Source organism: Streptomyces sp. NPDC004732, from assembly GCF_040609235.1.
Taxonomy (GTDB): domain Bacteria; phylum Actinomycetota; class Actinomycetes; order Streptomycetales; family Streptomycetaceae; genus Streptomyces.
On sequence record NZ_JBEXJR010000026.1, the window covers coordinates 1 to 14,462 of the forward strand.

A 14,462-nucleotide genomic window follows, 5' to 3' on the forward strand; every position below is an offset into this window, starting at 1 on the left:
GTATCGGGGCGACCCTCCGCCTTGCGATCGCACGCACCGGACGCCGCGGGGCCCGCCCTCCGGGCGAACGACGGGACTTCCGACACAGGCCCTAGACGGCTGCCGGGGCCGCTTCCGGAGTGGTGGCCTGGGCGGCTGCCGCGCGGTCGCGCTTCTCCCTGCGGACCAGGACCACCCAGCCGACCGGGACGCCCGCGGCGAACAGCCACCACTGGACCGCGTACGCCATGTGCGGGCCGATGCCGCTGTGGTCGGGCTCGCCGATCAGCTGGGGGGAGTTGTCCTTCGTCTCGGGCGCGGACTGCTCGACGTATCCGCCGAGGACCTGCTTGCCCAGGGCGTCGGCCTGCTGGCCGCTGCTGATCAGCATGATCTGACGGTCCGGCAGCCCGCGGACGTCCTTGATGCCGCTGGCGGCGGACGTCTCGTCGGCCATCAGACGGCCGGTGATGGTCAGCTCACCCTTGGGGGGCGCGGGGATCTTGGGGAAGGCGGTCTGCGGGCCGTCGGCGGGGATCCAGCCGCGGTTGACGAGCAGGACCTTGCCGTCGTCCAGGACGAACGGCGTCAGGACGTGGAAGCCGACCGCCTCGTCGGAGTTGGTGCGGCGCCGCACCACGACCTCGTGCTCGGTGTCGTACGTCCCCTTGGCGCTCACCCGGCGGTAGAGATCGCCTCTGGGCACCTCGTGGCCGGGCGAGGTGAGCTGCTCGGCCGGGACGGGGTCGGCGGCCAGGGCGTCGGAGATCCGCTGGTTCTGCGCGACACGGTGCTCGTGCCGGTGCAGCTGCCAGAAACCCAGCTCGATCATCACGGGGATGAGTACGAGAGCGATGAGGGTGAGGATCACCCACTGCCGGGACAACAGGAAGCGGTACACGGCATTGACGGTACCCCGGCATGGTTCGGCCCCTGTCGGGCGGGTCCCGACGGGGGCCGGGAACCGCCGTGATCACACCCGGTCGACGATGCCCACCCGCCCTTCCGCGCGCGAGCAGTGGGCGCCGCAGTACCAGTGGCCGTCCGCCTCGACGCCCTGGCCGATGATGCGGCACCGGCAGTGCTCGCAGATGGGCGCCATGCGGTGGATGGCGCAGGAGAAGCTGTCGAAGACGTGCACGGCCCCTTGGGCGTGCACTTCAAAGGACATGCCGTAGTCGTTTCCGCAGACCTCGCAACGTGCCATGCGCCACAGGGTGGGACGCCGCGGCGGTGCGGGGCGAGCGGTCGGCGGGCGAGTCGTGCGGCAATCACCCGTCTGACGCCTGTGCGGTTACGACTCCGTGGCGGGTGCCACGTCCTGGAGGAGCTGCCCGAAGGCCGCCTCGTCGATCACCGGGGTGCCGAACGAGCGTGCCTTGACCGTCTTGGAGGTGCCGGAGTCCGGGTCGTTCGTGACGAGCAGGCTCGTGAGGCGGGACACACTCGTCGCGATGTGCAGCCCGGCGTCCACCGCGCGGTCCTCCAGGAGTTCGCGCTCCACGGAGGTGTCTCCGGAGAACGCGACCCGCATGCCCTGCTTGAGCGGTTTGCCCGGTTCATACCGTCCCGGGTTCGGGTACGGGCACGGCTGGCGCTTGCGCGAGGGGCGCCAACTTCCCGGCCGGTACGACGAGGCGGGCGCCGGGCCCGTCTGCTGGCGGCCGATGCGGGGCGCGCCGTCCGACCACTCGGTGAGCGGCCGGCACTCCAGGAGCGGCAGGCGGACGTTGTCCCCGGCCGCCGCAAGCAGGCTGGGGCGGAACGCCTCGGCGAGCACGCGTGCGTCGTCCAGGGCATTGTGCGCGTGGCGCTGCTCCACGCCGAAGTGCGCGGCCAGGGACTCCAGCTTGTGGTTGGGCAGCGGCAGCGCCAGCTCCTTGGAGAGCGCGATGGTGCACAGGCGTTGACGCACGGGGGCCGTGCGCTCCGCGCGCGCGTACTCCCTCGCGATCATCGACCAGTCGAAGACGGCGTTGTGCGCGACGAGGACGCGGCCGTCGAGCCGGGCCGCGAACTCCTCGGCGACGTCCTTGAAGAGCGGGGCGTCCGCGAGCATCTCGCTGGTGAGGCCGTGGATCCAGACGGGGCCCGGGTCGCGCTGGGGGTTGACCAGCGTGTACCAGTGGTCCTCGATGTCTCCCCGGGCGCTCACGCGGTAGACGGCGGCCGACACTATGCGGTCGTCGCGGGCCAGGCCGGTGGTCTCCACGTCGACGACCGCGTATCCCGTTGGATACGCGGCCGGCCAGGGCACTGCGGACGCTGCGGTCGTGTGGTCTTCGAGCATGGTCCATGAGGATACGGGCCACGACCGACAGTCAGGGCGCCGGTCCGAGAAGCCCGGCCACCAGAGCCCTGACCGAGGTGGCGAAAAGCGCCTCCGGATCGAGGGGTCCCGCCAGCGCACGGGCGAGCGCACCGTCCTGCTCCGCCGCCTGCGCCGTCCACAACTCGTCCTCGCCGGGCCGCTGCACGGGGGCCCGCTCCCGGTTGCGCTCGACCAGGACGTGGCCGACGACGTGGACCTGGACGGCGCGTACGGCCTCGGCGGCGCGGACGCCGCGCAGGCCCGCCTCGTGGACCTCGTGCACGAGCGTGCGCTGGGCGGGCAGGAACATCCTCTCCGTCAGACCCCGTTCGTGGACCATCGCGACGAGGTGCGGGTGGTCCAGGAGCTGGCGGCGCAGGGCGCGGGCCACGGAGGCGACGCGCTGTGCGGGGGTGCGGCCGGTGGCGCGGATCTCACCGAGGTCGGCGAGGGTGCGCTCGACGAGGGCGTCCAGGAGCGACTCGCGGTTGCCGACGTGCCAGTAGATCGAGGTGACGGCGGTGCCGAGCTCGGCGGCGAGCGCGCGCATCGTCAGGGCCTGCGGGCCGTGCCGCTTGACGAGGCGGGCGGCGGCGGCGAGGACCGTCTCCCGGTCCAGATGCGCGCGGGGCTCCTGGGACGGCTGGTTCCGTGCCTCTTCGCGTTGCGTCTCTTTACCCTTCACGAGTCCTGTTGTAACTGTGTTACAGAACCGCCGCAAGTCCCGCCCGCGGACCCCTCGGTCCGCGCCGACGAAGGGTGGTACGACATGGCACGCATTCGCTATGGAGCGCGCGACGAGGCGGAGATCGCCGCCGCGCGCACCGCGAGTTCCAAGCTCCCCGACATCTGGTCCACGGGCGTGGTGGCCGTCTGGGAGAGCGATCCGGACGCGGTCGCGGCGGTCCTGCCGCCACCGCTGAAGCCCACCGGGCAGCCCCTGGTGCGGGTGAACATCAGCAAGGTCGACCTGCCCGGCTATCCGCTGGGCGCGGGCTCGGTCGCCGTCGCCGCCGAGCACGGGGGAGTGCGGGGCTGGTATCCGCTGGTGATGCCGATGACCCACGAGCGGGCCCTGATCGGCGGGCGCGAGGTCTTCGGGGAGCCGAAGAAGCTCGGCGAGGTGGAGGTCGAGCGCGACGGCCTGGTGGTGAGCGCCCGCCTCGCCCGGCACGGCATCGCCTTCGTCGAGGTGCGCGGCGCGGTCAGCGGCCCCCTGCCGCTGCCGGAGCCGACCCGGAAGACCGACTTCTACTTCAAGTTCCTGCCCGCGGTGGACGGTTCGGGCTTCGACGCGGACCCCGTGCTCGTGCACTGCGTGCGCAACGAGAAGGTCCGCAAGCTGGAGGCCGTCACCGGGGACGTGGTGCTGCGCGAGTCGATGTACGACCCGGTGGCCGACCTGCCGGTGCGCTCCCTCGTCGAGATCACCATCGGCGAGAAGACCACCGACCAGCAGGGCCGCGTCGTCGAGCGCGTCGACGCGCAGGCCCTGCTGCCCTACATCCACCAGCGCTACGACGACCCCGCACAGATCCTCGACGGTCCGCCCGAGGGGAGCGCCTGAGATGGAGCTGCGCACGGGACAGGTCGCCGTCGTCACGGGCGCGGCGAGCGGCATCGGGCTCGCCATGGCGCGCCGGTTCGCGGCGGACGGCCTGCGGGTGGTCCTCGCGGACGTCGAGGAGAGCGCACTGGAGAAGGCGGCCGCCTCCCTGCGGGAGGACGGCGCGGCGGTGCACGCGCGCGTGGTGGACGTCGGGGTGCGCGAGCAGGTCTTCGCCCTCGCCGACGAGGCGTACGACAGGTTCGGCGCCGTCCATGTGCTGTGCAACAACGCGGGGGTCGGCTCGGGCGCCGAGGGACGCATGTGGGAGCACGAGCCGAACGACTGGAAGTGGGCCTTCGAGGTCAACGTCTGGGGTGTCTTCCACGGCATCCAGGCCTTCGTGCCCCGGATGATCGCGGGCGGCGAGGCGGGCCACGTCGTCAACACCTCGTCCGGTGACGGCGGCATCGCGCCGCTGCCCACCGCCTCCGTGTACGCGGTCACCAAGGCCGCCGTGGTCACGATGACCGAGTCGCTGTACGCGCACCTGAAGGCGGAGCACGCGCGCGTGGGCGCCTCGGTGCTCTTCCCCGGCCCCCACATGCTCCGCACCGGCCTGTGGGAGTCGCACCGCAACCGGCCGGGCCGGTACGCCAAGTCCCGCCCCCGCAGGACTCCTTACCGCAGCCTCGGCCAGTGGGAGGCCGCCATGAAGGAGGCGGGCCAGGAGATCGAGTTCACGCCGGTCGAGCAGGTCGCGGACTTCGTGGCCGAAGGCATCGCGGCCGACCGCTTCTGGCTGCTTCCGGAGAGCGAGCACAGCGACCGGCAGATCAAGGCGAGGTCGCGCTCGATGCTGGACCGGGCCGACCCGGCGTACCTGGAGAGCTTCATCCTGGACTGAAGGGGCGTGTGACCGATGACCGACCAGGACCACCAGAACGATCCCGATCCCTACCTGATCATCTCCTCCGACTGCCACGCCGGGCTCCCCACCGAGGAGTACCGGCCCTACCTCGACAGCCGCTTCCACCGCCAGTTCGACGAATTCCTCGGCCAGGCGCAGGCCCGCCGCGAGGAGTCGACCCGCCTCGGCATCCGCAACGACGCCTTCGCCGAGAAGTGGTTCAACGACAACGAAGAGGGCCTGCGCGGCGGCTGGGACTCCGCGCAGCGCCTCAAGGAGCTGGACGGCGACGGGGTGGCCGCCGAGGTCGTCTTCCCCGACGCGGACGCCGTGGACAGCCAGACGGCCGCGCCCTTCGGGGTCGGGCTCGGCCTCTCCGGAGACCAGGACCCGGAGCTCGGCATGGCGGGCGCGCAGGCGCACAACCGCTGGCTCGCCGAATTCGTCTCCGAGCACCCCGAACGGCACTGCGGTGTCGCCCTGCTGCCCATCACCGGAGAGGTCGACCGGGTCGTCGCCGAGGTCCACCGCGCCAAGGAGTCGGGGCTCGGCGCGCTGATGATCCCCTCCATGTGGGTCGACAAGGCGCCCTACCACGAACGGCGTTACGACCCGGTGTGGGCCGCGGCGGCCGAGTGCGCGATGCCCGTGGTCACCCACTCCGGAGCGGCGCCACGCCACGAGTACGGCGACCACCTCGGGATCTACGTCTCCGAAGTGACCTGGTGGCCCGCCCGGCCCCTGTGGTTCATGCTCTGGTCCGGTGTCTTCGAACGCCACCCGGGGCTGAAGTTCGGCGTCGCGGAGTCGGGCTGCTGGTGGCTGCCGAACCTCCTGTGGTTCATGGACCGCCTCTACCTGGGCGCGCACGGCGGCAAGAAGCTCTCCCCGTTCGAGGAGCTGAAGCGCCCGCCGCACGAGTACCTGGACCGGCAGCTCTTCGTCTGCGCCACCAACACCAAGCGGCGCGAGCTCGCCCAGCGGTACGAGATAGGCGTCGACAACATCCTGTGGGGCAGCGACTTCCCGCACCCCGAGGGCACCTGGCCCGACACGCGCGCGTGGCTGAAGAAGACCTTCCACGACATTCCGGTGGGGGAGACCCGCCGGATGCTGGGTCTGGCGGCGGCCGAGGTCTTCGGCTTCGACACCGCGGAGCTCGCGCCGCTGGCCCACCGCATCGGCCCGACACCCGCCGACCTCGGCCAGGCCACCGAGGGCGCGGCCCAGGCGTCCGTGGAGGCCTCCTGGGCGCGCTCGCGCGAGGTGGGCCGCCACTGGCTGACCGACCACGACTTCCCGGTACTGGGGGCGGACGCATGAGTTCACGGCACAGCAGCGAGGACCGCTACACCGTCATCTCCGCGGACTGCCACGCGGGAGCCGATCTCCTGGACTACCGGCCGTACTTGGAGTCGCGCCACCACGACGCGTTCGACGACTGGGCGGCCACCTACGTCAATCCGTACGAGGACCTCCTCGCGGACACCGCGGACCGCAACTGGAACTCCGACCGCCGCGTCGCCGAACTGGAGGCGGACGGCATCGTCGCCGAGGTCGTCTTCCCCAACACCATCCCGCCCTTCTTCCCCTCGGCGTCCCTGATGGCCCCGGCCCCGACCCCCGAGGAGTTCGAGCAGCGCTGGGCCGGTCTGCGCGCCCACAACCGCTGGCTCGCGGACTTCTGCGCCGCCGCGCCCGGCCGCAGGGCGGGCGTCTTCCAGATCCTCCTGAACGACGTGGACCTGGCCGTGGAGGAGATCCACCGGTCGGTGGAGGCGGGCCTGACGGGCGGCCTCATGCTGCCCGGCACCCCGCCTGGCTCGGGCCTGCCCGAGCTCTACTCGGCGGCGTACGACCCGATCTGGACGGCCTGTGCCGAACTGGGCGTGCCGGTCAACCACCACGCGGGCTCGGCATCGCCGCCGCTCGGCGAGGAACCGGCCGCGCGCGCGGTGTTCATGGTCGAGACGACGTGGTTCTCGCACCGGGCGCTGTGGCACCTCGCCTTCGGCGGGGCCTTCCGCCGCCACCCGGAGCTCAAGCTGGTCCTCACCGAGCAGGGCTCGGGCTGGATCCCCGGGGTGCTCGACATGCTGGACTACTACCACGCGCGCCTGGTCGCCGCGGCGCAACGGGCGGGCGGCGCGGGGACGGCGGAGTCGAAGTTCGGCGCGGGCCTCGCCGACGCGATGGGCAAGGGGCCCTCCGAAGTGTGGCGCGACAACTGCTTCGTGGGCGCCAGCTTCATGCGCCCCCACGAGGCGGCCATGCGCGACCGGATCGGCCTCGACAAGATCATGTGGGGCAGCGACTACCCGCACGACGAGGGGACGTATCCCTACTCGCGCGAGGGCCTGCGCATCTCCTACGCAGGTCTCCCCAGGGACGAGATCGCCGCCATGGTCGGCGGCAACGCGGCCCGCGTCTACGGCTTCGACCTGGAACGGCTCGGACAGATCGCCGCGCGCGTGGGACCCACGGTCGGAGAACTGGACGACCCCCTCAAGAAGACACCCGCCGACGCGACGAGCCCCGTGTTCGCGACGGGAGGGTCGGTGAGGGTCTGGTGACGCACGGCGGTTGATGAGCGGTACGCCGGGGCGGCACCCGTTTTCGGGAGACGCCCCGGCCCCCCTATGGGATCCTGGCCCGCGCGAAGTTGACCGGCAGGGGGAGGCGGCAGGCCGTGGGGGAAAGCAGGAGAGCGCTGGTCATCGCGGTGCCGCGGTACGAACTTGAGGAGAAGTTCGAGGAGTTGACACCCGCCGTCCGGCGGGACGCGGAGCTGCTCACCGAGTCGCTGCACGCGTCGGGGTACAGCGTCGAGGTGCTCGGCCTCGAACCCGACAGGCCCGCCCAGCGCTCCCGCATCCGGAGCGCGATCAGCCGCATCTGCTGCACCGCGCCGGAGGACGGCGTCGTCCTGATCCACTTCACCGGACACGGCCTCGCCGTCGGCGGCGCCGACCATCTCGTGCCCGCCGACGCCCAGTTGAGCTGGGCCACCGAACCGCCCGAGGTCGCGCTCGACAGCCTTATCGGTCTTGACCTGGCCGCGCTCCTCCGCGGCAGCCGGGCGGACACCGTCCTGCTCACCGTCGACGCCTGCCGCGACCCGGCGGACGAGGGCGGCCGGTCCGAGGGTGGCCGCGCCACCGCCTTCCCCGCGGGACACGACCGCGTGGCCGTCCTGTTCGGCTGCGGCCAGGGCCAGAGCTGCGGCTCCGACGGGGAGCACGGCAGCCACTTCACACGCGCCCTCGCCGAGGCCCTGGCCGCCGACACCGCGCCGCGCACCGTCGGTGACGTCATCGCGTACGCCACCAGGAGGACCACCGAACTGGCCCGCGCGGCACGGCAGGCGCAGACCCCCGCCCCGCAGTACGCGCCGAGCGGCCCCGACGCCATCGCCGCGGTGCCGCTGTGCACCGGACGCACCCTTCAGGAGTCGTGGGCGCGCGCGGTCCGCGATCCCGAGCTGTGGGCGGCCGCCCGCTGCGACGACGAACGGCGCGCGGCGCTTCAGCGGGCACTCGTCCAGCTCACCCGGGAGTGCGCCCGGTGGTGCGACTCCGCGACGGCGGGGGTGCACGACCCGTGGGCGGACGACGACTATCCCGTACGCGTCCTCACCAAGGGCCTGAGGCTGCTCCTGGCGCCCTCGCAGACGCAGGGCGGGCCGCTCCTGGACGCGGGTGAGCTCGCGGTCCTCGCGGCGGCTCCCTTCGTGCGGGAGGCGCTGTACGCCCTCGGCGTCAAGGCGGCCGTCGCGGCCGACGCCTTCCGGCTCGAACCCGCCGTCGGTGGTCCCGGGGCGGACACTGAGCGCGCGGATCTCGAACACACCTTTGCCGCCCATGCGTTGATCTGGCGCAAGGGTCGCGAGCTGGCGGGCCGGGGGCGCGACGAGGACGCACGGGCCGTCGCCGCCTGGCTCATGCACCGGCACGTGCGGGGCAAGGAGGAGCTGTGGGACGACGCGTACGTCGCCCAGCTCCTTCGCCCGCTGGCCAGGGCGCTGCTTGGTGAGGGCACACCGGCCCCGCGTGTGGCGGAACTCGTCGACGAACTCGTGCGCGTGTGCCGCCAGACCGGCGTCGTACCCGCGCAGCCGGGCGGCGACGACCGCGAACCGCCCTACCGACTCACCGAACTCGTGCACTCCGGCGCCCCGGGAACGAGCGAGGTGACGGAGAGCTGGCGCCCCCGCGAGCTGTCCTGGCTGATCGCCGTCGCGGGGTTGCTCGGCGGCGACCTGAGGGACCTGCCCGGCGTCCTCGTCGACAACATCGGTGTCACCGACGGCCTCGTGCCCGGCCAGGCCATCGCGAGCGTACGGGGGTTGCGCTGGGCCAGAGGCCAGTACACCCGGACCGTCGACCTCGATCTGCAGTGCCCGCACCCGGCCGTGCACGCCGCCCTGGAGACACTGACCGGCTGGGCGGACGACGCCGTGCAGCGGGTGCGGGAGCACGCGGGCGCGGCGCCGGACCCGGCCCTCGCGCACCTTCCCGGGCGGGTCACCTGCCGCCGCCTCAGGCCCGAGTGGGACACGCTGGCCAAGGAGACCCTTTACGGCGTCCCGCTGATGCGCTTCGGCCTCGCCGAGGACGAGATGCGCGAACTCCTCATGGGCACCCAGCTGTACGGCGACCCCAACCTCGCCCTGCGCGAGCTCTACCAGAACGCGCTGGACGCCTGCCGCTACCGCCAGGCCAGGCTGCGCTACGGGGCGGCCGACAAGAAGATCCCGTACACCTGGCAGGGCGAGATCGTCTTCCGGCAGGGCGTCGACGACGAGGGCCGCCCCTACGTGGAGTGCGCGGACAACGGCGTCGGCATGGGCCGTGACGCGCTGCGGGGCACCTTCTCGCGCGCGGGTCGCCGCTTCGAGCAGTCCCGCGAATACCGCAGGGAACAGGCGCGCTGGCGGCGGGCCGACGAGAATCTGCGCATCTACCCCAACAGCCGCTTCGGCGTCGGGGTGTTCAGCTACTTCATGCTGGCTGACGAGATCAGCATCCGCACGCGCGCGACGGACGGATACGGCCGCCCCGAGTCCGGCCAGGGGCTGCGCGTGGACATCGCGTCCAGCGGCAGTCTGTTCCGCATCAAGCCCCAGGACGAGTCGCAGCCCGGCGGCGGGACCACAGTGCGGCTCTACCTCCAGGACGATGCCGTCGACGTGGCGGCCCAACTGGGGGCGCTGGTGTGGCGCACCGACTTCGTCATGCGGGTGGAGCGCGACGGACACACCGTGCGCGAGTGGGAGCCGGACACGCTCTACTACGAAGGGGACGCCTCACGGGCGGTGCGGGCGTCGCGGGATCTGTGGTGGGTGCCGGGGGCGGGGCGGCTGCTGGCCGACGGGGTGCTGGTGGGAGAGCCGGGGGCGGAGGCGGGACAGATGGAGTTCCACCTGCCCCGGTGGCAACGGCAGGACGACTTCGAGGAGCGTTCGGAATCCCGGCAGCAGGGCTTCCCGTTCGGTTGCGTGATGGACCTCAGGGGGACCCACGCGCCGGACATCAGCACCAGCAGAACCCGGGTCTTCTCCTACGACCAGGAGTGGGTGACACACGAGATCGTCGATGCCGGTGCGCAGTTCGAGGCGCCGGAGTGGTTCTACCTGGAGTGGCTCTGGGACTTCGCCTGGTGGGTGCCGGAAGCGGCCGCGCGGATCACGGCACGGATGCTGGCCGAGGACGCCCACGTCGCGTCCGTGCTGACCTGGGACCAGGCGACCCTGATCCCGTTCCGCCGGGTGGGCTACTTCGCCACCGATATGGCCCTCGCCGCCCAGCGTGACGCGTCCAGGTTCGGCTACTCGTCGGCGGACGAACGCCTTCTCGCCTGGCGGTCGGGCCTTCTGCGGGACGTCGGGGTCAGGCGGGGCGAACGGCAGCTGCACCTTCCGGTACCGGATTCCATCGAGGGGTATCCGTCTCCGCGCGCCTGGGAGGCCCGGGCCGTCGAGGGCTACCTGTACGCGTCCGACTTCCCGCTCCGGGCCGCCCTGCCGCCGATGCCCGAGGAGTGCACGCTCGGCCGGCTGCTCATCCGGTGCAGGCGGCACGCCATCACGGGCATCGACGTTCCCGAGGTGCTCGACCTCGAAGCGGTCCACGCCATGGACTTGGATGCCGTCGACCGTCGCCTGCTCCTGGGCGCAGGGTCCTATGACAGCTTGCGGGTCTACTGGCGGCGCGACCCCGAGAACGACGGCATCAAGGACGTGCCCTGGCTCCTCGAACGGTTCTCCATGAAGGCCGGTCTTCCGCTGCGGGAAGCGCTGGACCGGATCCGGCGGTTCGCCGCGGTCGGGTTCGCCTTCCGCGCCCCGGACACCGTCTCGCGGTCGCCCGCCGAGCACGTGGCCACTGCTGAGGAGCTCCACGCCCTGTCCTGGCACCCCTGGTACGCGGGGCGTGCCGGGCGCGGCGACCGTCCGGACCCTCAAGTGTACGAAGAGACGCTGCGAAGCTACGCCTGGCTGGGGTTGCCCGAGCTCCCCCCTGTCGAGCGGCCCGCCGATGCGCGGCCCACCCGTGAGCGCCGTGGCCTCACCGACAGTGAGCAGGACGCGTTCTCCCGGTTCTTCAGCCTGCGCACGGACGACGCGAAGGTGTCGCTCGTGCAGATGGTCATTGCCTCGGCGGAGCTGTCCGTGACGTTCGCCGAAGTCGTCGAGCGGTACGCCGAGACCTTCGATGCGCTGGGCCTGGAAGTCCCCAACCTTGGTGAGCTCGCCGGTCACGTATCCAGCAGGCTCGACTGCGAGCTGCTGAAGGGGCCCCGTGGCCGCTTCCGTCCGCTGAGTCTGCGGCCGATCCCCGCCCCGCTCGCCAACACGGCGCTCGCGGTCCAGGGCGTGCGGGCCGAGGCCGAGCAGGTGCGCCAGGCCCTCGTACGGCTCGCGGCCGGCGGTGTCGTACATTCTTCGGCGCCCGGACTCGTCGACAGTTGGCGGGAGTTGACCAGTGATGACCTAGCGTTGCTGCCAAACGACCTGGGCCTGCACGGGTTGCTGGACCGGGCGGAATTCACCGGGTTCGCGGAATTCACCGGGTTCAGTGACGAGCAGGACGCTCTCGACATGCCCTACGGACTGGTGGCCGCGGCGGCCACCGGGCGGTCGCTCGGCGCCGCCTTCGACCGGCTCGCCGCTCTCGGCCCCCTGACCGGCTACGACGCCCCGCTGAGGCTGCCGTCCCCGGAGCAGCTCGCCGGGGTGCGCCCGTCCAAGGCGGATGCCGCCGCCTGCTGCCTGCGAGGCCAGCGGGGCGTGATCTGGCGCGAGGACTCCGACGTACCCCTCCTGATCGCACATGCCCGCGAGGGGGACCGCACGCTGGGGGAGAGCCTGGACATCCTCTCCGTGTACTCCGAACTCGGCGCCCCGTGGCGGCAGATCACGGGCGGCGACCGGGCGTGGCGCGAGCACCGGCCGACCCCGCACGACACCGCCCTCTTCCAGGACGACCTGGTCGGCGGCGACCGCCGCGTCACCCCCATCGATCTCGTCCGCGTCGCCGCCCGCTTCGGCTGGCCCGTGGACCGGGCCTGGGACAGGATCGCGCTCTACCGCCCCTTCGGCGTCGAACTGACCATGGCGCGCCCGGAGATGACGACCGTGCCGTGCTGGCAGGACCTGATCCTGCTCACCGCGCGGTACACGGGCCGTGCCCCCGCCCTGGCCGGACAGGTGCCGCCCGGTCACATCGCCGTCGCCGCCCGCGAGGTCGAGGAGGCCACGCACTGGGTACGTGACCGGCTCGCCCTGTACGCCCCGCTGTTCGGCCTGACCCTGCCCGCCGACTGCCCCGCCGAGCCCGCCCCCTTCCCGCCCGCGCTCCCGTACCGGCGCGCCGCGGACTGAGTTCCCGGAAGGCCCGTATGCCCGACCATCAGCCGACTCCCTTCCAGGAGGCGGAAGTCCAGCCCGTCGACGACTTCACCGTGGTGCGCTCGCCGGACGGCCGCTGGTACACCGTGACCGGCCGCTGCCCCACCTGCCGGGCCCGCACCGTCTTCCGGGTGGCCCACGGTGTGCTCGGCCCGCTCAAGAGGCGCCTGCGCCACCGGCGCGTGCGGCCCGAACCGCTGACCGGGTCGATCCCGGTCTACTGCCAGTGCGGCTACCCGCACCCCGACCGGCCCCCGGAGTCGCCGGACGCGGGCTGCGGCGCCTTCTGGGACGTCCCGGTGCCGCCACCCGCCGAGAGCGGTGACGCGCCATGACCGACCTCACCAAGAAGCGGTTCGCCCAGCTCGGGCAGCAGCTCCAGCTCGACCAGCTGAGCGCCGTCCGCAAGCAGGCCGAGGGCTGGCGCAACGGGCTCGCCGGACTCACGGGCCTGGTCGGCGTCGTCTTCGTACTGAAGGGGCGGGAATCCGTCGCGGGTCTGCCCGCGGCCTGGCGCTGGTGCACCGCCGCCCTGCTCGTGTCGGCCTTCGCGCTGCTCCTGGCGGGGGCCCTCCGCGCGGTGCGGGCCGCGCACGGCCAGTTGGGCGCGCAGACGTGGCTCACCGGCGACCGGCTCTTCACGGCAGTGCTCGACGAGGTCGAAAGGACCCAGGACGCGCTCACGACCGCGCGGCGCTGCTCCGTGGCCGGGCTGTGCGCGATCGTCGCGGCGATCGCGGTGAGCTGGACCGTGCCCCTGGACGAGCCGAAGGAGAAGGAGGGGAAGGGCCCGGTGGGCCGGGGGGCGGCGTCGTACGTCCTCGTGGAGACCCGGCACGGCACCCGCTGCGGGCAGTTCGTGGCGAGCGACGACCGGGGCGTGCTGCTGGTCTCCAAGAAGGCGGCAGGGTCCGACGGGCCTTCCCGGCAGCGGATCCCCGCCGACGAGGTGCGCTCGGTCACGGCCGTCCCGCGCTGCTGAGCGCGGGACGGCGTGCCCCGGCGGCCGGGTGGCGGCCGGGGTGAGACCCTCCCCGGGTGAGTGACCGGACAGAACCTCCCGACCACGACGAGGCGCACGGCGGCGCCCTCGGATCCCGGCTCAACTGGCTGCGGGCCGCCGTCCTCGGCGCCAACGACGGCATCGTCTCCACCGCGGGACTCGTCGTCGGCGTCGCGGGTGCCACCGACGACCGCGGCGCACTGCTCACCGCGGGCCTCGCCGGGCTGCTGGCGGGGTCCATGTCCATGGCCGCGGGCGAATACGTCTCCGTCTCCACCCAGCGCGACTCGGAGAAGGCCGCCCTGGCCATGGAGAAGCGCGAGCTGCGCGAGCAGCCGGAGGCGGAACTTGCCGAGCTGACCGCGCTGTTGGAGGAGCGCGGGCTCAGCCGGGAGGTGGCGCGCGAGGCCGCCGGGCAGCTCACCGAGCGGGACGCGCTGCGGGCCCACGCGCGCGTGGAGCTCGGCATCGACCCCGATGAGCTCACCAACCCCTGGCACGCCGCGTGGGCCAGCTTCGTCGCCTTCACCGTGGGCGCGCTGCTTCCGCTGCTCGCGATCGTGCTGCCGCCCGCCGACTGGCGCCTCGGCGTCACGGTGCTCTCCGTCCTCGCGGCCCTTGCCCTCACGGGCTGGGGCAGCGCCCGCCTCGGCGCGGCCGACGTGCGTCCCGCGGTGCTGCGGAACATGGCGGGCGGGGCGCTCGCGATGGCGGTCACCTACGGGGCCGGGGCACTGCTGGGTGCGGTCGGCGTTTGAGGCGCCTCCTTTGGTGAGGATCACCAACAACCCGCCCCGTACCGTC

12 protein-coding genes are annotated in these 14,462 nt (G+C 72.6%); 8 read left to right on the top strand and 4 right to left on the bottom strand.

The genetic code is table 11. The annotated features are described in order from the left end of the window. Positions 1–91: 91 nt before the first annotated feature. The 4 genes from ABZV77_RS41660 to ABZV77_RS41675 form a co-directional block, all read right to left on the bottom strand. Entirely contained in the window at positions 92–880 is a 789-nt protein-coding gene (locus ABZV77_RS41660) for an SURF1 family protein (RefSeq protein WP_356268454.1), read from the bottom strand. Between the two features lie 72 nt (positions 881–952). Beyond that, the gene (locus ABZV77_RS41665) at positions 953–1,186 is read right to left on the bottom strand and encodes a hypothetical protein (RefSeq protein WP_356268456.1); all 234 of its coding nucleotides are present in this window, start codon (positions 1,184–1,186) and stop codon (positions 953–955) included. Between the two features lie 87 nt (positions 1,187–1,273). Further along, entirely contained in the window at positions 1,274–2,269 is a 996-nt protein-coding gene (locus tag ABZV77_RS41670) for a DEDDh family exonuclease (protein WP_356268458.1), read from the bottom strand. 31 nt (positions 2,270–2,300) lie between these two features. After that, a complete protein-coding gene (locus ABZV77_RS41675; RefSeq protein ID WP_356268534.1) occupies positions 2,301–2,909 on the bottom strand; it encodes a TetR family transcriptional regulator in 609 nt (202 codons plus the stop codon). Between the two features lie 150 nt (positions 2,910–3,059). Between ABZV77_RS41675 and ABZV77_RS41680 the strand changes: the two genes are divergently transcribed. The 8 genes from ABZV77_RS41680 to ABZV77_RS41715 all read left to right on the top strand — a co-directional run bounded on the left by ABZV77_RS41680 (position 3,060) and on the right by ABZV77_RS41715 (position 14,416). After that, positions 3,060–3,857: an acetoacetate decarboxylase family protein gene (locus ABZV77_RS41680; protein WP_356268459.1), complete on the top strand. Its 798-nt coding sequence runs from the start codon at positions 3,060–3,062 to the stop codon at positions 3,855–3,857. A 1-nt stretch (position 3,858) separates the two neighbouring features. Then, complete coding sequence (locus tag ABZV77_RS41685; RefSeq protein WP_356268461.1) at positions 3,859–4,743, top strand: SDR family NAD(P)-dependent oxidoreductase; 885 nt, start codon at positions 3,859–3,861, stop codon at positions 4,741–4,743. A 15-nt stretch (positions 4,744–4,758) separates the two neighbouring features. Then, positions 4,759–6,069 (top strand): amidohydrolase family protein, encoded by a 1,311-nt coding sequence (locus ABZV77_RS41690; protein WP_356268462.1) that lies wholly within the window; start codon positions 4,759–4,761, stop codon positions 6,067–6,069. Next, a complete protein-coding gene (locus ABZV77_RS41695; RefSeq protein ID WP_356268464.1) occupies positions 6,066–7,319 on the top strand; it encodes an amidohydrolase family protein in 1,254 nt (417 codons plus the stop codon). The genes ABZV77_RS41690 and ABZV77_RS41695 overlap by 4 nt, the downstream gene beginning before the upstream one ends. A 116-nt stretch (positions 7,320–7,435) precedes the next feature. Next, positions 7,436–12,628 carry a caspase family protein gene (locus tag ABZV77_RS41700; protein WP_356268466.1) on the top strand — a complete coding sequence of 1,731 codons (5,193 nt, stop codon included), beginning with the start codon at positions 7,436–7,438 and terminating at the stop codon, positions 12,626–12,628. Positions 12,629–12,645: 17 nt separating this feature from the next. Beyond that, positions 12,646–12,990 (top strand): hypothetical protein, encoded by a 345-nt coding sequence (locus ABZV77_RS41705; RefSeq protein ID WP_356268468.1) that lies wholly within the window; start codon positions 12,646–12,648, stop codon positions 12,988–12,990. After that, positions 12,987–13,637: a hypothetical protein gene (locus tag ABZV77_RS41710; protein ID WP_356268469.1), complete on the top strand. Its 651-nt coding sequence runs from the start codon at positions 12,987–12,989 to the stop codon at positions 13,635–13,637. Before ABZV77_RS41705 ends, ABZV77_RS41710 begins: the two co-directional genes overlap by 4 nt. Positions 13,638–13,693: 56 nt before the next feature. Continuing rightward, entirely contained in the window at positions 13,694–14,416 is a 723-nt protein-coding gene (locus tag ABZV77_RS41715) for a VIT family protein (RefSeq protein WP_356268471.1), read from the top strand. The last annotated feature ends 46 nt before the right edge of the window (positions 14,417–14,462 follow it).